Annotated in this window: 24 protein-coding genes; 11 read left to right on the plus strand and 13 right to left on the minus strand. The window is 47.2% G+C overall.

Features of this window, described 5'->3' with window-relative positions:
* The 6 genes from AC13CS_RS07415 to AC13CS_RS07440 form a co-directional block, all read right to left on the minus strand.
* The gene (locus AC13CS_RS07415; RefSeq protein WP_163627756.1) at positions 1 to 1224 is read right to left on the minus strand and encodes a hypothetical protein; all 1224 of its coding nucleotides are present in this window, start codon (positions 1222 to 1224) and stop codon (positions 1 to 3) included.
* On the minus strand, positions 1221 to 1655 hold the full coding sequence (locus AC13CS_RS07420) for a QcrA and Rieske domain-containing protein (RefSeq protein WP_163627754.1): 435 nt from the start codon (positions 1653 to 1655) through the stop codon (positions 1221 to 1223). The genes AC13CS_RS07415 and AC13CS_RS07420 overlap by 4 nt, the downstream gene beginning before the upstream one ends.
* Position 1656: 1 nt before the next feature.
* Positions 1657 to 2856 (minus strand): di-heme oxidoredictase family protein, encoded by a 1200-nt coding sequence (locus tag AC13CS_RS07425; protein WP_163627752.1) that lies wholly within the window; start codon positions 2854 to 2856, stop codon positions 1657 to 1659.
* A 203-nt stretch (positions 2857 to 3059) separates the two neighbouring features.
* The gene (locus AC13CS_RS07430; RefSeq protein ID WP_163627750.1) at positions 3060 to 3731 is read right to left on the minus strand and encodes a metal-dependent transcriptional regulator; all 672 of its coding nucleotides are present in this window, start codon (positions 3729 to 3731) and stop codon (positions 3060 to 3062) included.
* Between the two features lie 256 nt (positions 3732 to 3987).
* Positions 3988 to 4317 (minus strand): YnfA family protein, encoded by a 330-nt coding sequence (locus tag AC13CS_RS07435; RefSeq protein WP_163627748.1) that lies wholly within the window; start codon positions 4315 to 4317, stop codon positions 3988 to 3990.
* Positions 4317 to 4766 carry a hypothetical protein gene (locus tag AC13CS_RS07440; protein WP_163627746.1) on the minus strand — a complete coding sequence of 150 codons (450 nt, stop codon included), beginning with the start codon at positions 4764 to 4766 and terminating at the stop codon, positions 4317 to 4319. Before AC13CS_RS07440 ends, AC13CS_RS07435 begins: the two co-directional genes overlap by 1 nt.
* Before the next feature lie 87 nt (positions 4767 to 4853).
* Here AC13CS_RS07440 and AC13CS_RS07445 point away from each other — a divergent pair, with 87 nt between their 5' ends.
* Positions 4854 to 5249, plus strand: coding sequence for a MerR family transcriptional regulator (locus tag AC13CS_RS07445; RefSeq protein WP_275617161.1), 396 nt, complete (start codon positions 4854 to 4856; stop codon positions 5247 to 5249).
* Positions 5250 to 5558: 309 nt separating this feature from the next.
* Entirely contained in the window at positions 5559 to 7322 is a 1764-nt protein-coding gene (locus AC13CS_RS07450; protein WP_275617160.1) for a ParB/RepB/Spo0J family partition protein, read from the plus strand.
* A gap of 73 nt (positions 7323 to 7395) precedes the next feature.
* On the opposite strand, the gene AC13CS_RS07455 is transcribed toward AC13CS_RS07450, so the two are convergent.
* A complete protein-coding gene (locus AC13CS_RS07455) occupies positions 7396 to 8151 on the minus strand; it encodes an SOS response-associated peptidase (protein WP_163627740.1) in 756 nt (251 codons plus the stop codon).
* 119 nt (positions 8152 to 8270) lie between these two features.
* On the opposite strand from AC13CS_RS07455, the gene dinB reads away from it, so the two are divergent.
* From dinB to AC13CS_RS07470, 3 genes are all read left to right on the plus strand, one after another.
* Positions 8271 to 9485 (plus strand): DNA polymerase IV, encoded by a 1215-nt coding sequence (gene dinB, locus AC13CS_RS07460; RefSeq protein ID WP_163627739.1) that lies wholly within the window; start codon positions 8271 to 8273, stop codon positions 9483 to 9485.
* Entirely contained in the window at positions 9485 to 12466 is a 2982-nt protein-coding gene (locus tag AC13CS_RS07465; RefSeq protein WP_163627737.1) for a DNA polymerase III subunit alpha, read from the plus strand. The genes dinB and AC13CS_RS07465 overlap by 1 nt, the downstream gene beginning before the upstream one ends.
* 181 nt (positions 12467 to 12647) lie before the next feature.
* Entirely contained in the window at positions 12648 to 13208 is a 561-nt protein-coding gene (locus AC13CS_RS07470) for a hypothetical protein (protein WP_163627735.1), read from the plus strand.
* Between the two features lie 68 nt (positions 13209 to 13276).
* Here the strand turns inward: AC13CS_RS07470 and AC13CS_RS07475 are convergent, their stop codons facing one another.
* Together AC13CS_RS07475 and AC13CS_RS07480 are read right to left on the minus strand one after the other, a co-directional pair.
* Positions 13277 to 13405, minus strand: a complete 129-nt coding sequence (locus AC13CS_RS07475) for a hypothetical protein (RefSeq protein WP_482888710.1) — start codon at positions 13403 to 13405, stop codon at positions 13277 to 13279.
* Positions 13406 to 13470: 65 nt separating this feature from the next.
* Entirely contained in the window at positions 13471 to 13626 is a 156-nt protein-coding gene (locus AC13CS_RS07480) for a hypothetical protein (RefSeq protein WP_163627733.1), read from the minus strand.
* 215 nt (positions 13627 to 13841) lie between these two features.
* On the opposite strand from AC13CS_RS07480, the gene AC13CS_RS07485 reads away from it, so the two are divergent.
* The 3 genes from AC13CS_RS07485 to AC13CS_RS07495 all read left to right on the plus strand — a co-directional run bounded on the left by AC13CS_RS07485 (position 13842) and on the right by AC13CS_RS07495 (position 15034).
* Entirely contained in the window at positions 13842 to 14183 is a 342-nt protein-coding gene (locus tag AC13CS_RS07485) for a single-stranded DNA-binding protein (RefSeq protein ID WP_163627731.1), read from the plus strand.
* A 62-nt stretch (positions 14184 to 14245) separates the two neighbouring features.
* Positions 14246 to 14695 carry a JAB domain-containing protein gene (locus tag AC13CS_RS07490; protein ID WP_163627729.1) on the plus strand — a complete coding sequence of 150 codons (450 nt, stop codon included), beginning with the start codon at positions 14246 to 14248 and terminating at the stop codon, positions 14693 to 14695.
* Positions 14696 to 14836: 141 nt separating this feature from the next.
* Complete coding sequence (locus AC13CS_RS07495; protein ID WP_163627727.1) at positions 14837 to 15034, plus strand: hypothetical protein; 198 nt, start codon at positions 14837 to 14839, stop codon at positions 15032 to 15034.
* Between the two features lie 46 nt (positions 15035 to 15080).
* Here the strand turns inward: AC13CS_RS07495 and AC13CS_RS07500 are convergent, their stop codons facing one another.
* Complete coding sequence (locus AC13CS_RS07500; RefSeq protein ID WP_275617159.1) at positions 15081 to 15323, minus strand: hypothetical protein; 243 nt, start codon at positions 15321 to 15323, stop codon at positions 15081 to 15083.
* 121 nt (positions 15324 to 15444) lie between these two features.
* On the opposite strand from AC13CS_RS07500, the gene AC13CS_RS07505 reads away from it, so the two are divergent.
* Genes AC13CS_RS07505 through AC13CS_RS07515 form a run of 3 tightly spaced genes read left to right on the plus strand, consistent with a single transcriptional unit; the run spans position 15445 to position 18665 of the window.
* Entirely contained in the window at positions 15445 to 16029 is a 585-nt protein-coding gene (locus AC13CS_RS07505; RefSeq protein ID WP_163627726.1) for a BfmA/BtgA family mobilization protein, read from the plus strand.
* A 2-nt stretch (positions 16030 to 16031) separates the two neighbouring features.
* Positions 16032 to 17051: a MobB family relaxase gene (gene mobB / locus AC13CS_RS07510; RefSeq protein ID WP_163627725.1), complete on the plus strand. Its 1020-nt coding sequence runs from the start codon at positions 16032 to 16034 to the stop codon at positions 17049 to 17051.
* Positions 17052 to 17063: 12 nt separating this feature from the next.
* A complete protein-coding gene (locus tag AC13CS_RS07515; RefSeq protein WP_293164867.1) occupies positions 17064 to 18665 on the plus strand; it encodes a type IV secretory system conjugative DNA transfer family protein in 1602 nt (533 codons plus the stop codon).
* A gap of 11 nt (positions 18666 to 18676) precedes the next feature.
* Here the strand turns inward: AC13CS_RS07515 and AC13CS_RS07520 are convergent, their stop codons facing one another.
* The 3 genes from AC13CS_RS07520 to AC13CS_RS07530 all read right to left on the minus strand — a co-directional run bounded on the left by AC13CS_RS07520 (position 18677) and on the right by AC13CS_RS07530 (position 24443).
* A complete protein-coding gene (locus AC13CS_RS07520) occupies positions 18677 to 19231 on the minus strand; it encodes an AAA family ATPase (RefSeq protein WP_293164865.1) in 555 nt (184 codons plus the stop codon).
* A 570-nt stretch (positions 19232 to 19801) separates the two neighbouring features.
* A complete protein-coding gene (locus tag AC13CS_RS07525) occupies positions 19802 to 22756 on the minus strand; it encodes a M16 family metallopeptidase (RefSeq protein WP_482888712.1) in 2955 nt (984 codons plus the stop codon).
* Between the two features lie 241 nt (positions 22757 to 22997).
* Positions 22998 to 24443, minus strand: coding sequence for an aminotransferase class V-fold PLP-dependent enzyme (locus AC13CS_RS07530; RefSeq protein WP_293164859.1), 1446 nt, complete (start codon positions 24441 to 24443; stop codon positions 22998 to 23000).
* Position 24444 lies beyond the last annotated feature (1 nt).

Consider the following 24444-nt stretch of genomic DNA (forward strand, 5'->3'; position numbering starts at 1 on the left):
TTAAAAATACGATGAAATCCCAAAAATAAAACCTCCTGTCCTTGCAGGTTCATTGTTCAAAATATCCTTTTGTCTTTGGATGCGATAGTTGAGGCGGAATACCGTCTGTGGGGATGGCCTGAAACTGATGGCCGGCATGATGCTCCAGATCTCATCGCCGATTTCGTCCCCCGTCTCGTTAAAGGTTCCCACGTTCCAATCGACGTATTCAAACCGGCACGCCAGGTTCAGGGTGGCGTTGTCCCAGCCCAACATTTTCCGGTCCAGGACAGGTTGGACAATGTCCAAAAACCCGCCGTGCTGTTTGCTCCCGTATTGTTGTGTATAAGTGTTGGGGATATCCACCTGTACCCAGGCCCATTCACCTGTAAGATAGGTGTTCAGCTTTGGCAGCGTGTTGTTGTAATCAATGGCATAGACATTGACCCTTCTTTTTTTGTCCAGTTCAATACCATCATCTTCAAAAGTGTTGTAGATGCCTCCCATATAGGACAGCCCGATCTCACCGAAGGTATTATGTCTTATCGCTATTTTGGCCGTGGTCAACGGTGTGCCACTTGCCGATTCCTCAAACCGTTCCCCGTTTTCCTTGGCGGCGGGCAGAAAGGTCTTGTTTTCCGAATTGTCAATGATCGAGTTATCGAACCCTCCCGAAAGATACAGTTCATAGCCGAACATCCAGTCCTTGCGATAGGTCTTCCCAAACAGGCCGAACCCGGCATTGCTCCATGTAGCGGGAAGCATCTGTGTGGCAGGGATGGGCCTGTCGGTAAACTCCCATTTGGGGCCGTCATGGTTTTGGTTAAAGGCCCCTATGGGATTCATGATGATCCCCCCCCGAAGGTTCAGCAAAGGGTGGAACTCCACATCCAAGGAGGCAAACTCTATGGCTATTTCCTTACCGCCTTCCTCAAACTCCAACTCGCTCAGGAACTTGAGTTTTTTGCCAATGGACGAGGATACGAACAGGGTCATCCTGCGCATTTGGAACTGATGCCCCTCGGAAACCCCGTCCGTTCCCAGGTGCTGCCAATTTGCTTCCACATAGCCGCCCACGGAAACAGGGACCTTTCCAAAGCTCAAAAAAGGACGGTCGTAGACTGCATCCATATTGAGGCCTTGTTTTGTTGTATCTAACTGGGCTCTCTTGATAAGGGTGGAGTCTATCTGGGCCTGTAACGCTGTTGCAAATAACAATAACAATTTGGTAATGAGGTGTTTCATGCTTTTTTTAATGAGATAAGGATGTTTTGGTCGGTTATCTGCACCGGAAAGGACCTCAAGGCTTCCTTGGCAGGTCCTTGGATCACATTTCCTTTGTTATCAAATTCGCTGCCGTGTGCGGAGCAGACCAATTTATCGCCATAGGCGTTCAGTTCGTTCCCCTGATGGGTGCACCGCAGATAGAGTGCCGTATACTCCGTTTCCGAAAACCGGAATATATAAATGGGAAACTGCAATTGCCCGTTGTCCACAATCAGGTATTCAACGGCTTTTTCGCCTTTCATGAAATCCGTCCTTTGAATTACAAGATGGTCCCTGACAATAGGGGCGGTAATGCTTTTTGTAGTAACACAGCCTTGGAGCAGTATCGCCATGGAAGAGACCCCAAGACAGGCACATCCACAGGTCTTTATGAATTCTTTTCTATCCATTCTATAGGGATTCCAAAAATTTAATAAGGTCGTTTTTCTCGGATTGGGTCAGGCTCTGGTATTGGTTTTTGCTATTTTCAGCCTCACCACCATGCATTAGGATGGCCTCTTCAATGCTATGTGCCCTGCCATCATGCAACAGGAAATATTGCCCGCCCTGGGTTGTGGGCGATAGCCCAAGCCCCCATAACGGAGGTGTACGCCATTCAGAGGTTAGGGCACTGCCCTCGGTATAACCATCATCCAACCCAAGCCCCATATCATGCAACAAAAGATCCGTGTAGGGTTGGAATGTCTTACGGGAGAGCGCCTCGATGGGGGAATACCCGGTTACCAGTTCCGGTCTATGGCATGAGGCACAGTTTATCCGGGAGAAAAGCGACTTTCCGTTCTGAACCTGTGATGCTTCCTGGTTTCTGGGTATGGGAGCCTTTAGGGTGTTCAAGTACGCGACCACGTCCCGGATGGTCTTATCCGACACCTCAGGGTCAATCGTCAGACCGGAATACACATCCTTTGGGTCGAAGGAAGAGGCAATACCGATATCCTGGTTATAGGCATCCACGGTCTGTTGCAACAGGTCATATGCCGCCGCTTTTTTTCCGAAGCGGTGGATATACTTTCCGTCCTGGGCTATCGCATTGTCCAAAGGATCCAGATATTCTTTCAATGTTCCCCAATTGGGAACGCCGGATATCCCATCGCCGTCATCGTCATTGGGATCCGACATGGCCATGATGTCGGCATCGGTCACGTACTGCAAAAAGCCAAGTCCGGTAACGGCCGGAGGTGTGAACTTTGAAAAAGTGGCCCCATTGGGAACCGTCTCCGGCTCATATCCCGGCAACGCCCTGTTCTGTATCTGCGGGCCTCCCAAGTGCAAAAACTGGTTTCCGGTGGCATCCGTCTGTCCAAAACGTGTAAGGGTTGTAAACGGGGTGCCCTTTCCGTCCCCGGCATGGCAACTGGCACAGTTTGTGGCCACAAAAAGAGGTCCCAATCCCGATCGGGAAGTGAATACATCGTCGTTGAACGCAATGTCCCCCGCTAAAAATTGTGCATTTTGTGCGGAGGTCAGTCCCCCCAATGGGCCATCGAGAAGTTCTTCTTCAAGAGGGGCAACGGGTTCATATTTATCACAGGATCCCAACAACAGTCCAAGGACCAAGATTTTGGGAAATAATTTAAGTTCAAGTAACATTCCTTGTCCAATTAAAAACTTAGAGGGGTAAATGTAATAAAGTTAGTTATGACTAACAAATTATTTTTAGATGTATAAAATATGAAATAGGGAAGACTTAATTTAAGCTAGTTCCAAGGAACTCTCTTACCGTTGATGGCTGCAAGGACGATGGTAAGGGGTTGTGTCGTTTAGGTCGATAAAAACGTTTATAAGGAATGGTTTCACTTACTGGACAAGTCCTTGTCCGTGACCAATATTTTATCCCCGACCATTTTGGTCAGGGTCTCTCTTTGTCCTTGACCATAGGAAATGGATAAGCTACCATCGAAAGGTTCGACGGAAATGACCTCGATTTTAGTTTCCAAGGACAGACTCTTATTGTTCAGGAACTTTAAAAATTCCTCTGAAGAACTCTCCACAGCTTTAAATATCACCTTCTGTCCCTTTACACATTCACTAAGTTTATAATACTGTTTTCCTTGTATATTCCCATTGATGTCAGGAATAGGGGATCCATGGGGGTCAAAGGAGGGATACCTCAGAATTTCGTCCATCTTTTTGAAGAATATGGGCGATTTTACATGCTCTATTTGTTCGGCAATGTCATGGACTTCCTCCCAGCCAAACCCCATTATTTCCACTAAAAACATTTCCGTGAGGCGATGTTTACGGATAATGTGCATAGCTTCATTTCTCCCCTTTTCGGTCAATCTAACGGGTTTATATTTTTCATAATGGACCAATTTTTTTTCAGCTAGCTTCTTGATCATATTGGTAGCTGAGGGCATTTTTACGCCCAACCGTTTGGAAAGTTCGTTGACATTGACCTCTCCCTTATCATTTGACAGGGAGAACAGTGCTTTCAGATAATTTTCTTTTACCAAGGAGTCCATAGGGCAAATATAACAATCAATATATGCCCATAACAAAAGTTTTAAATGTGTCTGGAGCAGAGATGGGAGGATATTGAAAATGGTATGAGGTAAAAACCTTTGCCGTAATATTGCAAACAATTTTTGCTCAAACAAATCATTCTTGAAAGCCAAGTATACAAACTGTTCGACGGGTAAAGGATGCTATAGGGCCATTGTACCAAGTCCATTTTGCTATACAACAGGTGGGTGTTATATGCATGTCCCTAATTTCCTTTCAATTTCTCGGCGCATAGTAAATTATGCAAACACCCAATAAAGCGATCAAGGCACCGACAATATCATACTTGTCAGGGGTGTAATTGTCAAACTTCATTGACCATAGGATCGACATCACAATGAATATTCCGCCGTAAGTTGCATAGACCCGTGCAAAATTGGAGGTCTGCCAAGTTGCCACAACACCATAAAAAGCAAGTGCAAGTCCGCCCAAAAGGCCGAACCACCAAGGTCTATCCTCCCGCAACCATAGCCAAATGAGATAACCGCCCCCTATTTCGCAAAGCCCTGCAAGAATGAAAACAGGGATCGATCTTACCACTTCCATTACAGTCCGAGTTCTGAATGAACATAGTCTTTCGCACCTTCCGGTCCCGTCAGTTCCAGCCAAGCTTCGCTTTTGTCCCCACTGATGGAAAGGCCAAAAATGAAAAAAGAACAGCACGCCCTTTCCGTCTTAATGAACTCGGAGAGTTGGTCAAGTACCTTGTCGGTTCCTGGAAACTGGTAAGCGTAGCCATCTTCCAATTCTTTTTTCATGAGCACTTGTTCTTTCAAGTCCTTCAGTACGGTTTCCTTTCGTTGTAGTAGTTCGGGTGTGGTCAGTTTACAGGAAAGTTCTTTCGTTCTGTTCCTTGCTTTGATTTTTTTCATGTCAATTGATTTATTTCCCCCGTCGGCCATTGCCGGTGGTTTTGGGGACGATTTTTTTTCTGGATTGTTGCAACCTGTCAAAGTCAGGGCTGCTGAAAGCAGTAGCATGGGTATTGGTTTCATTCCTATTTTTTTAAGGTATCTTTACAAATATAGACCGTGGAGTATAGTCAACGGTCAAGGGAAATGTGGATTTTATTTTTAAAAATTATGCAAATTGGCCAATTATCCAAGAAAACAGGGCTTTCCCGTGATACCATACGCTTTTATGAAAAGAAGGGCTTGATACCGACAGCCCTTAAACAAAATGAATTCAACAGTTATAAGAATTATTCCCATGAAACCTTGGAAAAACTTCTCATCATCAAGAAAATGAAAGGCTTTGGGTTTACCTTAAATGAGATTTCCGACTTTTTGGGGCTAATGGAATTCAATACAGCTTCGTGTGAAAATGTATCACAAAAAATGCTTGAAAAAGTCAGGTTGATCGATAAAAAAATGAAAGAGCTGAATGAAATGAAGAGCCTGATCATTGGAAGTCTGGATTCCTGTGCGCCAGAAGAAAGCAAATCGACAAGCTGTCCCTTGGTCTCAGTGAATTTTTAGTTGAACGCTCAATTTTTCAAGCTTGCATATAACTTCTAACGGAACCCTGTTCGGTTGATATTCTCCATTTGGTGGTACACGTTTTAATGATCCTCTAGCCCATCAATCCGATTAAAGATGCCCTGCATTAAAAATTATTTAACACTATCAATCTTCTTCGAAAGGTAAGCCCGCAAACTGTTTGCCGGACAAGGGACGGCATAAAGCCGTTCCCCACGGTCACTTTTTATTCCGTTTCCTTGCCGCGCCAAAAATTTGTCTTGCGCTTGGTGCCATGCTCAAATATTGTTTAACATAAATCCAATGATCATGGAAACAAAAACAAAACAAAAGCAGACCAAGAAAGCCACCGCAACCAAACAGGAAACCGTCCTACAGGTGCAGTACCTGGACATCAATTCGATCATTCCCGACCCCTTACAGCCCCGAAAGACCTTTGACGATAGCAGTTTGAAACAACTGGCCGATAGCATTGCCGAACACGGGGTATTGCAGCCCATCACGGTCAGAACCTCCAACAAGGGTTACATCATCGTCATGGGCGAAAGACGGTACCGTGCCAGTAAACTGGCGGAACAAAAGACCATTCCCGCCATCGTTCGGGACTTTGTAAATAACGATGTGCTGGAGGTACAGATCATCGAGAACCTACAGCGAAGGGATGTGGAACCCACGGAAGAGGCTGAGGCCATTGCCTATCTAACGGACAGGTACAGCCCAGAGGATATAGCAAAACGTCTGGGACGCACCGAGAACTTCGTAAGGCAACGGTTGAAATTGGCAGGATTGATCGAAGGCTTCAAGGCATACGTTAGGAGCGGGGAGATGACCATCGGTCTGGGAACGGCCGTGGCGCTTTTTGAACCCGAAGAGCAGCAGATGCTATTGGAAAGTCTGGAGGGTGAATTCAGTGCCCACAGGGTAAAACGGATGGTGGACGGGCATACCTTTGACCTTACCAAAGCCCCGTTCGACCTATCGGACAGGACATTGCTCCCCAAGGCAGGGGCCTGTACCGTCTGTCCGTTCAATGCCGCGAACCAGGGTAACCTTTTTGGTAACGGCAAGATGGTCTGTACGAAAACGGCCTGTTTTGTGAACAAAAAGGCCAAGACCCTGATGAACCTTATCAAAAACTGTAAAAAGACCGGGATGCTATTGGTGCCCAAGATATCCCGTTACTGGATGGACGAGGAGCGAAACCAGTTGATTATGGCCCAGATGGAAAAGCAGGGACTTAAGGTGCAATTGCCGGACGAACTGCATATCATCGAGAAGCCCATCAAACCCACATTGGAATCCATTAAGGAAGAGTTCGGCCATTGCGATTATAGCGATGAAGAACTCAAGGAAGAATTGGATGAAGCCCTAAAATCCTACGAGGAAGACAGGAAACTATACGATGGAGCGGTTGATAATGGGTTTCAAAAGGGCGTATTGTTCCATACGGACTCTTACAGGTCTGAAGAGATTTTCGTAAAGGTCAGGGAAACCAATATGTCGGAAGACGATGTGCGGAGTACACCCTTGGAAAAACGAAAGATGTCTGAATGTTCCCCCGAGGAACAGATCATCAAGATCAATGCCCGTGAAGAGCGCAAAAAACAGATAGAACACAACCGGCAGTTCAAGGAAGTGGTGGAGATGGTACGCGGTACGGATTACATCAACACCAAGGAGGAACTGTCCGTGGACGAAATGGTGGCCTTTTCCATCTCCCTGTATGAGAACAATGTGGGCTATTACAACCAGTTGGACCATTTTCCGGGATTCTTCGGGGATACGCCCGACAAGACCCGTGAAGATATCGTTGCCCAGTTCAGGAAGACCTTCAAAAAGGAGACCCTCAACAAACTGGTACGGTTCCTGTTGACCCAACAGGTACATCTTGGAGAAAGTAACCATGTGAACAACCTGACCAACTGTTCTTTTTACATTGCCATGCAGACATACCATAAGGACGACATTGTCCAAATAGAAAAATCCTATGACATGGCACGCAAAAAACGTGAGAAACGGTTAAAGGAACGGGTCAAGGCCTTGGAACAACAGGTCGAGGCCACCAAGGATTAGATGACCAAGATATAGGATAATGAAAGGGTTCGGGAAACCGAACCCTTCTTTTTTTATCGCTGTCCAACGGGATTCAATAGTCAATGGATACCTCAGGGTAGTCCACCTTATTTATGATTTCGGGATAATTGGAATCGATAGTCCTACTGTATAGGTCCTTGGTCACCGGATGGGCCTCCAGTTCCCCTTCCCAGAGATCATCATCAATGAGATCTTGAACGTCCGATTCATTGTTGCCATTATGTAACCAAGCATCCAAGTTTTCGTCATCCATGATGACGGGTCGCCTTTTTTTTTCATTGTGGATTTCCTCGAACATAGGGGTGGCGTCCTTGGTGAGGACGGAAAAGGTCCTTCGCCCATCGGCGGTGTTGGTGTAGATGCCGGCAAGATATATGGGATCACCATTTTTACGTCTGAAATAGAAAGGGACCTTAAAATCCTTGCCCTTGACCTTCACCTTGGTGTTGTGGGGCTCAAAGAACCCGTCCACGGGAATGATGCAGCGTTGGTTCTCCCAACAGTACCGGTATACAAAATGGTCAAAGAGCTTTTCGGATTTTGCATTAAGCCCACCAAAGGTCTTCGGGTTCTTGAAATACTCTGTATAATTTTCCTGCTTTTCTTTTGAGGGCATGATACCCCACATCGCAGGGAGCAGGTTGTTGGGCTCTTCTTGGCCCAAGGTCCACATCACGGGATGGCTCCAGCCGTTGGCATGGAAATAAATGAGTTCAAGGTCGGTGTCAATGTCACCGTACATGGCCTTGACGGAGAGCAATTTCTCCAGTTCTTTCCGTTCCCGGGTCTGTCTGGTAGAGTAGCACATCTTGAGGTTGAATTATGCCGTATTAAGATAGTCATAATTGTTAAAGTTTTGAAATGGACCATCCCTTTTTATACATTTGGATTTTTTCCCATAAATTGGAATAAATCCATAATGTAATTATGAAGCCCACCATTCTCCATCTCGATCTTGACACTTTTTTTGTCTCTTGTGAGCGGCTGCTGGACAGCCGTCTGATGAAGCGGCCCCTCTTGGTCGGTGGGTTGGGGGACCGTGGGGTGGTCGCGGCCTGTAGTTATGAGACCCGGCGCTTTGGGGTGCACTCGGGGATGTCCATGAAGGTAGCCCGAAGATTGTGTCCGGAGGCCACGGTCATCAAGGGCAATGCGGGGACCTATATGAAGTTTTCCGATACTGTGACCGATGTCATCAAGGAGAGTGTCCCGGTCTTTGAAAAGGCCAGTGTGGATGAGTTTTATGCCGACCTATCGGGGATGGACCGCTTTTTTGGCTGCTATAAGTACGCCTCGGAAATGCGGCAACGGATCTTGAAAGAGACCGGATTGCCCATTTCCTTTGGACTGTCCCGGAACAAGGTGGTCTCCAAAGTGGCCACTGGGGAGGCCAAGCCCAACAACCAGATGAAAATCGACCTTGGACTGGAAAGGGAATTTCTGGCCCCTTTGCACATCCGTAAACTGCCTTCGGTGGGGGAGAAGACCTACGGGCTGCTGTCCAATATGGGGGTGACCACCATCCGGACGGTACAGGAACTGCCCTTGGAACTATTGGAAAGTGCTTTTGGGTTGCACGGGCGGACCATCTGGATGCGGGCACAGGGGCTGGACAATTCCCCCTTGGTCCCATTTCATGAACGAAAGTCCATATCCACGGAACGGACCTATGGGAAGGATACCACCGATATGGTCAAATTGGAGACCACTTTGTTCGCCATGGCGGAGAACCTGGCCTATCAACTGCGCCGGGCCAACAAGATGACGGGCTGTGTGGGCGTCAAGATCCGGTACAGTGATTTCAAGACCTATACCAAGCAGAAACGGATTCCCTATACGTCTGCGGACCACATTTTAGTGCCCTTGGTAAAGGAACTATTTACTTCCCTCTATGACCGGAGGATGCTCATCCGACTCGTGGGGGTCAACTACAGCCATATCGTTGGTGGGCATTATCAGATCGACCTGTTCGCCGATGATGAAAAACTGCTCAACCTCTACCAGGCCATGGACCGGGTACGGAACCGCTTTGGGGAATCCAGTTTGATGCGGGCCTCGGCCATGGGTGCCCATAGCATAGGAAGGGGAGGCAATCCCTTTGACGGACAACCACCCATTTTATTGGCCCATAGACAGCAATAATGTACCTGAACTGCCATACATACTATTCCCTGAATTACGGGGTGCTCTCCGAAACGGAGCTTTTGGACCTGGCCCGTTCCCATGGGGTGGAAGTGCTGGCCCTGACCGATATCAACAACAGCTCGGCCGGGATGAACTTTGTGCGCTTGGCCAAGGAACAGGGCATACGTCCCATTCTGGGGATCGATTTTCGGAACGGGAACGTGCAGGAGTTCGTGGGCCTGGCCCAGAACAATGAGGGGTTTCGCGAGATCAACGCCTTTCTTTCCGAGCATCTTCATAAGGGAACGCCGATTCCCTCCGTGGCCCCAGTATTTGGGAATGTCCATGTCATCTACCCCTTCGAGAAGGTACAGGAAGAGGAACGGACGGATTTTAAGGCCTATGAATATATTGGGGTCTCGATTGAAGAGCTCCGGAAACTACGGTTCTCCCGGTATCGGGATTATACCGACAGATTGGTGCTATTGCAGCCCGTGAGCTTTCGCAGCAAAAAGGATTTCAATACGCATCGATTGCTTCGGGCCATAGGCTTGAACACGCTGCTGAGCAAGTTGTCCCAATCCGAGGAGGGCAAGGCCACCGATACCCTGCGGCCCATGGACGAACTGAAAAAAGCTTTGGTTGATGTGCCCCATATCTGGGAAAACACCCAGCGGTTGATGGATTCCTGTTCCATTGCCTTTGGGTTTGGAAGTGAGCGGGTCTCCCAGAACCAGTCCCGTTATCTGGACTCCAAGGAGGATGATGTGCTGCGGTTGCGGGAACTGGCCATGGAAGGGTTGTCCAAACGGTATGTCCATCCCACGGAAAAGGTCAGGGAACGTATGTTCAGGGAACTGAAGACCATCGAGGAGCTGGATTTTGTGTCCTACTTTTTGATCAACCACGATATCATCTCCTATGCGAGGTCCAAGGGATACCCATACGTGGGGAGGGGAAGTGGGGCCAACAGTCTGGTGGCCTACCTGATCGGGATCACCGATGTGGATCCCATTGAACTGGACCTGTATTTCGAACGGTTCATCAACCCCTTTCGGGCCTCGCCCCCGGATTTTGACATTGATTTTTCCACCTGGGACCGGGACGATGTCACGGCCTATATTTTTGAACGCTTCGAGCATGTCGCCCTTTTGGGCACCTACAACACCTTTAAGTACCGGGCCGCCGTTCGGGAGCTGTGCAAGGTGTTCGGCCTGCCCACCGAGGAGATCGATAAGCTCAGTGCAGGACGGTACGAACAGGGAACCTTGGATGAACTGTCCCGATTGGTGCTGAAATACGCTACCTATATCCATGGGATGCCCAATTATATCAGTGTGCATTCCTCGGGGATACTGATCCTGGACCGTTCCGAACATTGTTATTCGGCCACGACCTTGCCACCGAAAGGCTTCCCTACGGTGCAGTTCGACATGATCATTGCCGAGGATGTGGGCCTGTTCAAGTTCGATATTTTGGGACAACGGGGATTGGCCAAGATCAAGGAGGCGGTGGAGGTCATCAAGGGCAACCAACCCGATGCCGTGCTTTGGGACATCAAAAGCGTGGAGGCGATGAAACGGGATGCCAACATCAACGGGCTGTTGAGCCAAGGGAGGGCGATAGGGGCCTACTATGTGGAATCCCCTGCCATGCGGGGGCTGATGAAGAAACTGCGGACCCACGACTATTTGGGACTGGTGGCGGCCAGTTCCGTGATCCGTCCCGGGGTGTCCTCCTCAGGGATGAAGGATGAATACATCCGTAGGGAAAGGGAACCGGAACGCCGCAAGGAGGCCAATCCCATTCTGTTGGAGATTATGCCAGAGACCCATGGGATCATGGTCTACCAAGAGGATGTGCTGAAAGTGGCCCACTTCTTTGCAGGACTGGACCTAGGGGAGGCCGATGTCCTGCGAAGGGGGATGAGCGGAAAATTCCGCTCCCGGGAGGAATTCCAGGCAGTGAAATTGAAGTTTTTTGAAAACTGTAAGCAGAGGGGGCATGATGCCGCCCTGACCCAAATGGTCTGGGAACAGATCGAGAGTTTTGCGGGCTATGCCTTTGCCAAGGGGCATTCGGCTTCCTATGCCGTGGAAAGCTACCAGAGCCTTTACCTGAAATGTTATTTCCCCTTGGAGTTTATGGTGGCCGTGCTCAACAATGGGGGAGGGTTCTATGATACGGAACTCTATGTGCACGAGACCAAGATGTGGGGAGGCATTATCCATCCGCCCTGTATCAACCGTAGTGACCATGTCAATGCAATCTATGGCAAGCACATCTATTTGGGACTGGGACAGCTCCGGAGTTTGGAACGTTTGGTCATCCAACGCATTTTGAACGAAAGGCAGCTCTATGGGAAGTTCAGGGATTTTGATGATTTTATTGATAGGGTTCCCATTGCCATCGAACAGTTGACCATCTTGGTGCGTATCGATGCCTTTCGTGTCTTTGGGGTGCCCAAGAAACAAATACTTTGGCAGGCCGTGTTCAAGACCAAGGCCCATCGAAAGGATACGGTCCAGAAACTTCTGTTCAAACCCAACCACAGGCATTTTACATTGCCGCATCTACCTTCCCATCCTGTTGAGGATGCCTATGACCAAATGGAACTTCTGGGTTTTCCGTTATGTGGGTATTATGAACTCATGGAGGGCAAGGTGAAGAGTAGGTTGACCGCCGGTGATTTTGAGGCCCATGTCAACCAAAAGATATGGATCTATGGGTCCATGGTCCATACCCGATTGAATACCACATCCAAAGGGGATACCATGCGCTTTACCACCATGCTCGATCTGGAAGGTCACTTTTTTGATTGTGTGCACTTTCCCCAAACGATGGTATCCACGCCCATTCATGGAAAGGGCATCTATCTCTGCCACGGAACGGTTACCGAAGAGTTCGGGCATTATAGCCTGGAGGTAGTTGCCACCATCAAGCAACCCTTGAAACCCGACCCGAGGCAGGTAGGAACTGGTGCACTGATGGCCAAATAAAAGCATGTTGGAACGTATTCCGACCAATACTGCCCAAAGATAAACCCGGGAAAATATTTCTTGGACAAGGGACGGCATAAAGCCGTTGCCGATGTCACTTTTTATTCCGTTTCCTTCCCACTCCAAAATGTTCCCTTGCGTTTGCTGGTCTGCCACTATTGTTCAATTTAAAACACAGATCATGGAAAAACAAAACGTAGTGCAACTGGATTTTCGCTTTGAACTGGAGCCAACAAAAACACCAACTCAAAACACTTGTCGCAAGTCCCTTAAAAAGGCTAAATCCGATTTTGTCATGGACTTTATGGACCTACTGCAAAGTCCCATCATTGTATATTCTTCACAATGGGAGGATACCGTTCCCAAAGATCTTTTGGGGAACATTACCATGGCCCGTCTATTGACCCAGATGCAAGGTGAACACATGGCTTCCTTGACAGAGGTTGTGGCCTACATGATGCCCAGGACCTATGAGGCACCCATGCCCAATGAATGGGCGAACATCTATACCTGGTGTGGGCTCCAGTATGCCAAGACCTTCAACAAAACGGGACAGATCGAGGCCATGGAAGAAGTAGCTCCCCAACAACTGTCCGAATATGAGATGGGTCTTTTGAAACAATTGAGGCTCTGGATCTATGAGAAACGACGACAGGCCCTAAGGGACAAAATGAAAACTTCAAAGCTTCCAGATGCCAAACCTTCCCCGAACGATCAGAGGGAGCTGTTCCAGAAAGACTAAAAGGAAACCAAGTTATAGGATTGTACAAGTATTTTTGACTTAGTACTATCGCAATAGTTGATGTATTATCATTTGGCCAATATGGAAGTCGTCCATACGGATTTTCGGTGTGTCCTTCCTTTGCAAACCCTTCTTGGGGTTTTGCTGTGCAAGGCCACAAATCCGTCTGTCCACCCATCAAATTTTAAGGGTCCCATAATAAAAGAAGCCCTGGTTGTTTTTCGGGTCGTCGAAAAACAGGGCAGGGCCCAGGGACTTCCAATCAGGACACCATCGCCTGCACTCGCTCAACTTCCCGTACACTCCCTTGCCAATGGGTCTGAAGGAATTCCCAAGGGCCCTTATCGAACCTGTCAAGGCCAGGCCCTGTTTTGTCCACAAATAGGGTTTCCACTTCCTTGAAAACCTTGCCCGCCATCGGCGGTCAGGGTTTTGCTACGTCTCGGAGCCTCCCGATTTCCGCCCAAAAGCCTTGACAGAACCCCCTTCTTTTATGGTGCTGCGCACGTAAGAAGCAAACAAACGCCCCTTAAAATTTGGGAAACAAAATCCAAAAAAATAGAGGGGATTTATTAACCCTGTTTGCTGATCTATCCAATAAAGGAAGACGGCAGACCTTTAAAACTTTTTATCATGAGTACATTGAGAAACAAAGTGCAGTTGATCGGAAATGTGGGACAAGATCCCACCATCACAGACCTTGACAAAGGGAAACGTGTGGCAAGGTTCACCATGGCCACCAATGAACATTACAAGAACTCCGAAGGGGAACGGGTGACCAATACCGAATGGCACACCGTGATCGGATGGGGGAAACTCGCCGACATCATCGAAGGATTTGTGACCAAGGGCAAGGAAATTGCCATCGAAGGGAAATTGACCACCCGATCCTATGAGGACAAAGAGGGCAATAAAAAGTATGTCACCGAAGTAGTGGCCAGTGAGATTCTATTGTTGGGCGGTAACAATGATTGATGGAATAGGGGAGTCCAAATTCTTGGGCACCCCTTTTTTATCCATCCTTAAAAACACATGAAATGGAACACCGTGTCAATGAAATACAGATCAGTTATCGGGAAAAGCTCAGTACCCTGAAATCCCTTTCCGTGACCAACTCCAATGAGGTAGCGGAACTGTTGTTCCAAAATTGGGACAATCAGACCATAGGCCTGAACGAGACCTTTAAAATCGTGCTGCTCAACCAGTCCAACAAGGTCAAGGGCATCTATCCGCTTTCCCATGGGGGCATCACGGGAACCTTGGTGGATGTGCGCATCCTTTTTGCCATTACGCTAAAGACTCTTTCCGTTGGGATTATACTCGCCCATAACCATCCCTCGGGACAACTCAAGGCCAGTTATCAGGACAAACAATTGACCCAAAAGATCAAAGCGGCGGCACAGCTTTTTGATGTCAAGATTTTGGATCATATCATCCTTGCCCCTGATGGACGATACTACAGTTTTGCGGATAATGGGATCTTATAGAAATAATACCATGGAAGCGAATACAGATATGACCGATCTTGAAATAGGGTCGGAACTGAAACATGACCTTGGGGATTATCCCGATGGTTTTGACCCTATCCTTTATGATTTGTGAGCAATAAATTTCTTTAACATTGAATTATGGTCTATTTGAATTTTACAAACCTCGATAGCGAAACCCAGGAACGCTTGCTTTCCGTATCCAAAGAAGATGTGGAAAGTCGTTCCGGGACCGAATTGCTCCAATTTGCCAAAACCCATGACAAGGACTATGATGTCCTATTGGAAGAGGAAGCTATGCGAAATCTATACAATTATGATTTTGTATTCAATATGTAAACCACAAAACACACCATCGAAGCCCATCCATTATGATGGGCTTTTTTTATGGGTTCATGGTTGGTTTTTCTATCTTTAAAGGGTTGGTTTTCAACAGCATTTTAAGTACGGAACGTATTTTGATCTGCCTTGGCGGAATGGTTTGACTTTCCTTATGTCCGTACCCATCGATTTGACTTTCAACGAACAGGCAACTGACCCTTGGGTCATGTTGTGCGATACGATTTTGTCCCGCAGGGACAAATCGGAGAAGCAAGAGGGTAGCACGCTCGCGCGTCCTACCGATCATAGTTGCTGCGCAAGGCCCCCTGTTTTTGGGGGTTTTCGGAATCAAGAAAAATAAGCGTTCGGCAGTTTTTTACTAAAAAAGGCCTCTGGCCCAATAAAATCAGGTCGTTTTTTACAAAAAAATGGATAAAGGATACGAAAAGGAAGGGTTTACAACTCTGGGCATTAAAAACTCAGTAGTGGTAAAATTTAGACGGTTTTCCAAGCTTTTTGGAAAATCCCAATCCCTAACCCTTTTGGCCATGATGGACTTTTTTGAACGACATGGAATCTCCCCGGACCAACACCTGGGGGAGACCATGGCCAGTATGAAGCACTACATAAGTCGGCGCTTCAATGCCATGATCGCCATCATGCGCAGCATCGAAAAGGAACAGACCCTGCCCACCGTTGGGATGATGCAGGCGCTCTTTGAGCAGGAGCTGGCATCCGAGGATGAGGAATGGGACAGCGATTTTGATTTTATCGAACAGCAATTGACCGAGGCCAAGCCACCCAAGGAGACTGAAGCTTTTGATGGAGAGGTCACCGTGCCCAAGATCCGTTATGACCGACTGGAGGAACAAATGGAGGAGCTCAAGGAGGATTTTAAATACGTGCTAGACCATGTGAGCGTGTTCCATAACCGCTTTGGCAAGGACCACCTCAAATTGGACTTGAACCCCGAGGCCATCGAAAAATACCGCATAAAACTTAAAAAGCAATAAGTATGTACATCGCCATCACACGCCAACAACTGGGGGACAATTTTAAGGGCAGTGCCCGGGATTTTGTCAATTATCTCGGAAAGGAGAACGAAGGAAAGGAACCGGAACAGCAGGAGGGGTATTTTAACCAGGAAGAGAACAACATCGATGCGGAGCGGGTCATTGCCGAGATCGACGCCAATACGGCAAAGCTCAAGAAACGGGAGCCCAAGTTCTATTCCCTGGTGGTGAGTCCCTCCCAAAGGGAACTCCAGCATATCGGAAACGACCCCGAGAAACTGAGGCAATATGCTCGGCAGGTCATGCAGGCCTATGCGGCCTCCTTTTACCGGGACCGCGAAGTGACCGTCAAGGAAATCCTCTATTTTGCTAAATTGGAACGGGAACGCACCTATTCCGAAAAGGACCGCGAGGTCAAGGAGAACCAGGCCCATGCCAGCAAGATCTTGGAACTGCAACACCGGGTCAGGGCCATCCAAGAAGGACAGGAGCAAGGGGAAATTACCAAGCTCCGGGAACAGATCAATGCCCTTGAAAGAGAGGCCCCACACCAACTCAACGGGAAGCGCATCGTTCCGGGGATGGCCAAGGAGGGCCACCAAAGCCATATCCATATCATCGTGAGCCGAATGGACAGGACCAATACCCATAGCCTTTCCCCAGGGTCCAAGTTCCGAACTTCCGAGACCACCCTTCATGGACAGAACGTCAAACAGGGCTTTGATCGGGATAAGTTCTATCGGGCAGCGGAAAAGACTTTTGACAAACAGTTCGGGTACAAAAGAAATTTTGTGGAGACCTATCATGCCCGCAACCTCTTGGACAAGGATCCCAAACGCTTCTTTTCCGCATTATTGGGACTGCCAACGAATGAACGGCAAGCGGCCAAACAATTGTTGTTCAAGGCGGGCATCAACGTTCCCACTATTCCCGCCAATAAGGCGCAATTGGCCTATAAGGCGATGATGCAGCTCAAAAAAGGGATTGGAAAGGCCTTGGAATCGGGGTCGATCGGAATTTAAAACAGTATTGCTATGGAAAATTTAGGATGGATTGAAATTGTTTTTTGTTTGTTGTTTGGGGGAGGATTATCCTACGCGGCTATTCGGTATCTCAAAAACGGATTTATTTACTTTATAACGGGTCTTATGGTACTCGTTTTGTCCATAGGATGGATGAAGGGTTGGGATGTACTTTTGGAGCAGTCGATGACCTTATGGCTCCCCTTGTTTTTTGTGCATACCGTCATTTATGGGCTGGTGGATTATTATAAGAATTTGGACAAACCTTCCAAAGTGTTCGAGGTCAAATTAAAAGTCCGCGGAAGGCCTTTGGTGCTGGGCAATATCCGCAGGGGCGTGTCCGTGATGGCCTCCGCAGGGAGCGGGAAGACCGAAAGCGTCATCTATGGCTTTTTGGAGCATTTTAAAAGAGAGGGTTTCTCTGGGGTCATCCACGATTACAAGGATTTTGAGATCACGGAAATGGCCTGCCCCCTCTGGAAAGATCAAAAGGTACCCTTTCACATCGTGTCCTTTGGGCCGATCTACCATCGGGTGAATCCCATCGCACCCCGTTACCTGCCCGATGAGGAGAGTGTCCATGAGGTGTCCCGGGTACTTTTGGAGAATTTGATGGAACACCGGGACTCCGATGAAAACAGTACCTCCCGTTTTTTTAAGGATGCAGCGGAAGGACTGATAAGTGGACTGATCTGGCGGCTCAAGACCGAATACCCCGATTTTTGTACGCTGCCCCATGTGATGGCCCTCTACCAACAATTGGGCACCAAAAGCCTGATCAGGTTTTTAAGGGAGAACCTTACCTCACGTGCCATGGCCGATGCCTTTATCAGTGGGGTGGGGTCGGAGCGGCAGACCGCTGGTGTGATGAGTACCTTGGCGAATGCCATCAAAAAGATCAGTACCCGAAAGATTTTTATGGTCCTGTCCGCCGATGAGATTCCATTGGACATCAATAATGCCGAGAATCCCTCGGTCATTGCCCTGGTGAACAATCCGCAAAAAGATGCTTCCCTGTCCCCGGTGATCGCCACCATTATGCATACCATTTCCAAACAGATGTCAAGAAGAAACCGCAAACCTTCCTTCATGCTGTTGGAAGAGGCCTCTACCTTACGGTTGTTGAACATGCACCGGATTCCGGCCACACTTCGGAGCTATGATATTGTGAGCGTTTATGTGTTGCAGGATAAGGTGCAAAATGATATGATGTACGGGGAGAAGGCCAGCAAGGCTATTTTATCCAATCTGTCCTATCAGTTCTTTGGGAAGGTGAACGACCCGGATACGGCAAGGTATTATGAGCGCTTCTTTGAACTGGTCAAAATGCCCACCCGGAGCGTGAGCAAGAGTTCGGGACTGAACTTGGAACGACGCATTACGGAAGGGGAAAAAGAAGTATCCAAACGCAGGGCGGAGGTGTTCTTTCGGTTGAAGCAGGGGGAGTTTGTGGTCTTTGCGGATGGGAAGGACCGGAAGGTACAGTTCCGAAGGCCCGAAATTCCAAAAGGATTGCCCAAGCCCCTTGAAATCAAGGAGGGGGATTTGGAGCGGCATTATTTGAAGGTGCACCGGGAAGTCAGGTCGATATTTGATAACCAAGGAGGAAAGTAAACCTTGATCGGTCAATTCCCCTTGATATGGTCAAGAATGAAATCCGCCCTTTCTTCAACAGTTGCTTTGGGCACCTCTATGAGATCGTATTGATATCCGCGATAGGTCTGTATCATTTTGTTATAGGTGAATATCGCCTCGTTCCAATCCTGCTTCCGCTGAGCATCCGTTTGGTAGATGTCTTTCCATGGGGGCAAGATGAAAACCTCGCCATTGTATCTGTTGGTTTCCGCGAATGTTTTCATTTCCTTATCAATGGGAATGCCTTCCAGCGCTGCATAGCACAGAGCATCCAAAAAGCCCCGGTCGAAGAATATTGGAATATTGCCCTTGAAACCTTCCACAAACCCTTCAAAGCTTTCAACGGAACGCTGAAACATCATTTCCATGTAAAGCTTTTTGTTCTTCCAAGGAAGTGCGTCACCGGCCATGGCCTGTTGTTCTTTGATGAGTTCACGGGCTATTTCCGGGACCACTGCCATGCCCCGTTTTTTAAGCTCATCCAATAGCGTGGTCTTGCCCACTCCCGGGCCGCCTGTAATGACGTAAAACGGAAAATTATTCAATTCAGTTTAATGGGTTGGTATGGTGGTACTCGCTTTTACCTTCAAAACAGTCGGTAAAATTACAAACTTATTCGGAATTGTGCATGCCGAAGGAAGATCTGTCAATATTGCTGGGACGGACTTTATTTATCCAGTGTGTTTTGACTATTTTCCATCTTTTATGGTGAACTTAAAATTGATTTGCTCTATGATTCTCAGTTTATTACACTTAATCTGAAAAAACCAACTGTTATTTTATGTCTTTCGAATTGGAATCAATTTAGCATGAACACTTTGGAAACCGATCAGTTCTCAAAGCTTTAAATTTATGTATGTTAAGCGTTATGTAAAAACACCCTCCTTATCCATAAAAAAATTGCTTGCAAAGAATTCATGGCTATGATTGGATTTGAACTGAATTTGGGTCATAATTAATCGATGGAGTTTTTTGGGTTTTATATTTATAGTAGAAAAAAACTATATACCATCAAGGTCAATTTTGATTTTAGCTAAACAAAAAAACCAGAAAATAAATATTTTCTGGTTTTCAATCCATAGTTGGAATCCAAGTCAATCCGTTACAGGAAGGGGCTAATAGCCAAAGATTTCCTCAAGGGTCAACTTTTCCACTTCACCAATTTTTTTTAGGTCATCTTCACTGATTCTCTCCTGAGACCCTATAATACAATAGGTATAGGGTTTATCGGCCAATTTCTCCTCATGAAATTGCTGGACTTTGTCCAAGCTGATATCATCAATGGCTTCATACACCTTTTTTCGCATATCATAATCCAACCCTTTCTCCTTGGCCTCAAAATAGTGATGAATAGGTTCAATTTCCACTACACGTTGGGTTGCTATCGATTGTTTGATAGCCGCTTTGTTGGCAATAAATTCCTTGTTGTTCAAGGGGAGTCCATCCAACAGATCATCCATGGCATCAACGGCCTGTAGCATCTTGTCGGATTGGCTTCCAACATAGGCCATCATCCTAGACATACGTTCATTTTTGGAAGGAATGGCATAATGGGCATAGGTAGCATAGGCCAAGGCCTTTGACTCTCGAATTGTCTGAAAAACCACAGAGCCCATACCTCCTCCAAAATAAGCGTTGAACAGATGGATCACTGGCTCTTTCTCAGCATCGTAGTTTTCAACATTACGTATCCATTGGATCTCACTTTGGACCATATCATAATCGGCAAACAACACACGATTTTTATCTTGTGTGGTATAGGTATATGTGGTCTTCTCCGGATAGGGTTCAAAAGAACCGGGAAAGGAATGAAGGGAGGTTAATCCTGATTTCAATTCCTTTTTTGCTATGGGGCCATAGTAGATGACATCATGTTCAAAATCCAATAGCCCTTGGAGAATTCCGATCAATTGTTCGGAAGTCATGGCCAATATCTCCTCATTTGACAGCACATCATTGAATGGGTTATTTGGTCCGTAAATGGCATAATTGGTCAACCCTTGCAAAATATTGCGTTTCTCCAATTTACTGTCCGAGCGCCCTTTCAAAATCCGTTCCTTCAATTTGGTCAGTGCCTCCTCATCAGGCTTGCAGTTTCGGATTACATGTTCAAAGAGACTGACAACTTCGGTGAAGTTTTCTTGAAGCCCGGTAAAAGTCACACGGGTAAGTTCCGATGAGGCGCTTGCCCTATAGTTGCTGGCCAGCGCATATAATTTTGTATTGATCTCTTCCGAGGTATAGGTATCGGTGGACAAATAATTGAGATAACTTAATGCCAAGGGCAAATATTTATTGTTGTACGACCCCATTTCGAATCGGTACTCCATGGTAAAAAGATCATTTTCCGTATTCTGGATATAGAACAAGTCCGCGGGACCGACTTTATCAATATCCAAGTCCTTTTCGAAATCGATCCACTTGGGCCGTATGGGGGCCACCTCCATCTGTTTGATGGATTGCACATATCCGGACTCTTTTCCCGCATTGGTCTCAATGGGCGTAATCGGTGGTTTGACCACTTTCACCACATCTTTGTCCTCTCCCTGCCTTTTGTAAAGGGTGAGGTAATTCTCTGTCAAATTTGTGTTGGCCACCTTTACAATATCCTCCTTGGTGAGCTCCGACATAGTGTCAAGGGACGCCACATCATGGACCCATGCTGTGTTGTTGCTTTTGATAAAAACGTTTAGAAGAGCGTTCAACCTGCTATTGTTCGACTTCAGGGCTTCTTGTTCCTGTAATTTATGATTGGCCACTATGGCATTTAATAAGTCAAGGTCAAAATCCCCTTTTTTTAGTTTTTCCAACTCAGTCATTAAAATGGTCTTGACTTCTTCAAGGGTCTGTCCTTGTTTGGGTCCACCCCCGACCATAAAAACACCATGGTCTTTATATTGCATCAACCAACTATAGGCACCCTGTACTTTTTGCTTTTGGTTGATATTGATATCAAAAAGTCCTGCTTTTCCATTGTTCAGTATGGCCGTGATCAGGTTCAGCACCTCGGCATCTTTTGTATAGGCAGCGGGAGAACGCCATACCAATCTGATATGCTCAGGGCTAGGCCCATAGACTTCCCGTACCAAGGGCGAATCCATCGGTTTCTCCGGAGCGGGGTCATAAGCTTCAAAGGGTTTTGGGCGCATATAGGAAAAATGTTCATCAACCTTTTTTATCATTTGGTCCGCATCAAAATCCCCTACCATGATAATGGCCATATTGTTTGGGACATAATGGGTTTCATAATATTTTTTTATGGCCGTTATTGATGGGCTCTTAAGGTGTTCAATGGTACCTATGGTGGTCTGCTGTCCGTAGTTATGGGTCGGGAACAGTGCATCGTTCATGACCTCGTTCATTTTGCGGCCATCATTGTCCAAGGACCTGTTCTTCTCTTCATAGACAGCCTCCAATTCGGTATGGAACAACCGCACCACAGGGTTTCTAAAACGCTCTGACTGTACGGTCAGGAACTTATCGATGGCATTGGAGGGGATATTCTCCTTATAAACGGTTTCTTCCATCCAAGTATGGGCATTGGTGCCCTCTGAACCAATATCGGTCATCAATTTATCGTATTCCCCAGCAATGGCATACTGTGAAGCTATTTGGGACACACTGTCTATTTGTTGGTAGATTTTTTTGCGCATCGCGGTATCCTGCGTTGCATTGTGCTTTTCGTACAAGGCCTCGATTTTATGCAATAAGGGTCTTTCCCTCTCCCAGTCCAGTGACCCGAATTTATCCGTCCCCTTGAATAGAATATGCTCCAGATAATGGGCCAGGCCCGTATGCTCCTTTGGATCGGAATTACTCCCCGTCCTAACCGCAATATTCACGGCGATTCTAGGGGTTCGGTGATTTTCACTGAGCACGACCTTTAGACCATTGTCCAACGTATAAAACCGGGTTTTCATCGGATCATTGGTCACATATTCATAGGAATACCCGTTGGAAGTAGCTTTCTCCCATTCGTATTCGAGCTTTTGGGAAAATGCCCATCCCGAAACTAAAAAAACTATGCATGTCGTCAGCATGCCCTTCAATCTAAATGAGTTTGATTTCATATACCTGTTTTTCATTGATTTTACTGATTTGCCATCTTCTTTTTGAGGAGCCACCCAAAAAGTGGGCAGCCCCCTAACTAACTCAAAAAGAAAAATGAAATATTTTATGGTAGGGAAGCAGGATTTAATGTGTGTTATCTTCAATAAGCTTACCCTACAAGACTCCAATTACCTTTTAGCAATCATTTGTTGTTTTATGTTTCATTACTTTGATATTTCTAAATTCATTGAGAACAAAGGGTTACAGTTCAAAAAAAGAATGGTGTTCCGAACTTGTATATTTCCCGTGGATGTACTCAAATTCATTGTTCATGGGATTGTACCGATAATCCTTGCCCCAATGCTCCCTGTTGTGTACAATTTCCCGAAGAGCACCTGTAATATATTTTACATCATCAGCGTCCATAATGGGATGCAGGGAGACACGGACCCACCCTGGTTTGTTTTGAAGGTTCCTTCGGTCAATTCCATTCATTATCCGTGAAGACCTGGCCCGGTCCAGTCCGAAAAGGTAATGGGCAAAGGTGCTTGCACAGGACCATCCTCCCCTGACCTGGATCCCGAAGCGGTCGTTGAGCAAACGGACCACCAGATTATAATGGATATCCTTTAGGTTAAAGGACAGACAGCCGATACGTTGGGCATCTTCATTTCCCAAATACTGTACTTCCCCAAGATCCTTGAGTTCATCCCGAAAAAGCCCCAACAGGGCCTGTTCCTTTATGGCCATAAGTTTCGTATCCATCCTTTCCTTCAATTGTATGGCAAGGGCGGCCTTAATGGTCTGGATGATACCCGGTGTACCCCCGTCTTCCTTGGTCTCCAAGTCCTCAAAATAGCGGTGTTTTCCCCAGGGCGTGGTCCATTTCACATTGCCGCCTCCCGGGATCTGGGGCACTTCATTTTGGCAAAGTTTTTTATTGAACACCAAAATCCCGCAGGCGCCGGGACCGCCCAGAAATTTATGCGGGGAAAAGAAAATGGCATCCATCCCACATGCTGGGTCATCAGGGTGCATATCGATGTCCACGTAGGGAGCGGATGCGGCAAAGTCAAAAAAGCAGACGCCCCCATGGGCATGCATGGTCCTTGCCAGACCCTTGTGGTCGGTCAGCTCGCCGGTGACATTTGAACATGCGGTGAACGCACCTATTTTATGGTTCCGGTCCTTATAGTTCCCCAACAGCTCGTCCAACTTGTCCGGACAGGGCATCATATTCTCCCCGGGAGGGACGATCACAACATCGGCCATGGTTTCCTGCCAGGACACCTGGTTGGAGTGGTGCTCCATATGGGTGATGAACACTATCGGGACCTCCCTTGGGTCGGACGGCCGTGCCCCTTTGAGGCCCATAATGCCCTGCAGTCGGGCCAATGCACCCGTCATACCGCTGCCCGTGGTCACCAAGACATCATCCCCAACGGCATTCACATGCGCTTTGATGCGTTCACGGGCCTCCATATAGATTTCAGAGGTCACTTTGCCCGTCTCACTTGAATAGGAATGCGTATTTGCCAGATAGGGCCCCAGACCATCCATGAGCTTCTCCTCTATGGGGCGGTACAGCCTTCCGGTAGCCACCCAATCGGCATATAGGATCTGCTGGGTTCCATAGGGGGACCTAAAATACGTGTCGTTGCCGATCACCCCCTCCCTGATTTCCCTAAAGTGTGATTCCAAGTTCATG

The organism is Flagellimonas sp. B-3 (assembly GCF_056857835.1).

Excerpts from the sequence above, each read along its gene's own strand:
- AC13CS_RS07415 (WP_163627756.1), bottom strand. The coding sequence starts at position 1,224 with ATGAAACACCTCATTACCAAATTGTTATTGTTATTTGCAACAGCGTTA.
- AC13CS_RS07420 (WP_163627754.1), bottom strand. The coding sequence starts at position 1,655 with ATGGATAGAAAAGAATTCATAAAGACCTGTGGATGTGCCTGTCTTGGG.
- AC13CS_RS07425 (WP_163627752.1), bottom strand. The coding sequence starts at position 2,856 with ATGTTACTTGAACTTAAATTATTTCCCAAAATCTTGGTCCTTGGACTG.
- AC13CS_RS07430 (WP_163627750.1), bottom strand. The coding sequence starts at position 3,731 with ATGGACTCCTTGGTAAAAGAAAATTATCTGAAAGCACTGTTCTCCCTG.
- AC13CS_RS07435 (WP_163627748.1), bottom strand. The coding sequence starts at position 4,317 with ATGGAAGTGGTAAGATCGATCCCTGTTTTCATTCTTGCAGGGCTTTGC.
- AC13CS_RS07440 (WP_163627746.1), bottom strand. The coding sequence starts at position 4,766 with ATGAAACCAATACCCATGCTACTGCTTTCAGCAGCCCTGACTTTGACA.
- AC13CS_RS07445 (WP_275617161.1), top strand. The coding sequence starts at position 4,854 with ATGCAAATTGGCCAATTATCCAAGAAAACAGGGCTTTCCCGTGATACC.
- AC13CS_RS07450 (WP_275617160.1), top strand. The coding sequence starts at position 5,559 with ATGGAAACAAAAACAAAACAAAAGCAGACCAAGAAAGCCACCGCAACC.
- AC13CS_RS07455 (WP_163627740.1), bottom strand. The coding sequence starts at position 8,151 with ATGTGCTACTCTACCAGACAGACCCGGGAACGGAAAGAACTGGAGAAA.
- dinB (WP_163627739.1), top strand. The coding sequence starts at position 8,271 with ATGAAGCCCACCATTCTCCATCTCGATCTTGACACTTTTTTTGTCTCT.
- AC13CS_RS07465 (WP_163627737.1), top strand. The coding sequence starts at position 9,485 with ATGTACCTGAACTGCCATACATACTATTCCCTGAATTACGGGGTGCTC.
- AC13CS_RS07470 (WP_163627735.1), top strand. The coding sequence starts at position 12,648 with ATGGAAAAACAAAACGTAGTGCAACTGGATTTTCGCTTTGAACTGGAG.
- AC13CS_RS07475 (WP_482888710.1), bottom strand. The coding sequence starts at position 13,405 with ATGGGACCCTTAAAATTTGATGGGTGGACAGACGGATTTGTGGCCTTG.
- AC13CS_RS07480 (WP_163627733.1), bottom strand. The coding sequence starts at position 13,626 with ATGGCGGGCAAGGTTTTCAAGGAAGTGGAAACCCTATTTGTGGACAAA.
- AC13CS_RS07485 (WP_163627731.1), top strand. The coding sequence starts at position 13,842 with ATGAGTACATTGAGAAACAAAGTGCAGTTGATCGGAAATGTGGGACAA.
- AC13CS_RS07490 (WP_163627729.1), top strand. The coding sequence starts at position 14,246 with ATGGAACACCGTGTCAATGAAATACAGATCAGTTATCGGGAAAAGCTC.
- AC13CS_RS07495 (WP_163627727.1), top strand. The coding sequence starts at position 14,837 with ATGGTCTATTTGAATTTTACAAACCTCGATAGCGAAACCCAGGAACGC.
- AC13CS_RS07500 (WP_275617159.1), bottom strand. The coding sequence starts at position 15,323 with ATGATCGGTAGGACGCGCGAGCGTGCTACCCTCTTGCTTCTCCGATTT.
- AC13CS_RS07505 (WP_163627726.1), top strand. The coding sequence starts at position 15,445 with ATGGATAAAGGATACGAAAAGGAAGGGTTTACAACTCTGGGCATTAAA.
- mobB (WP_163627725.1), top strand. The coding sequence starts at position 16,032 with ATGTACATCGCCATCACACGCCAACAACTGGGGGACAATTTTAAGGGC.
- AC13CS_RS07515 (WP_293164867.1), top strand. The coding sequence starts at position 17,064 with ATGGAAAATTTAGGATGGATTGAAATTGTTTTTTGTTTGTTGTTTGGG.
- AC13CS_RS07525 (WP_482888712.1), bottom strand. The coding sequence starts at position 22,756 with ATGAAATCAAACTCATTTAGATTGAAGGGCATGCTGACGACATGCATA.
- AC13CS_RS07530 (WP_293164859.1), bottom strand. The coding sequence starts at position 24,443 with ATGAACTTGGAATCACACTTTAGGGAAATCAGGGAGGGGGTGATCGGC.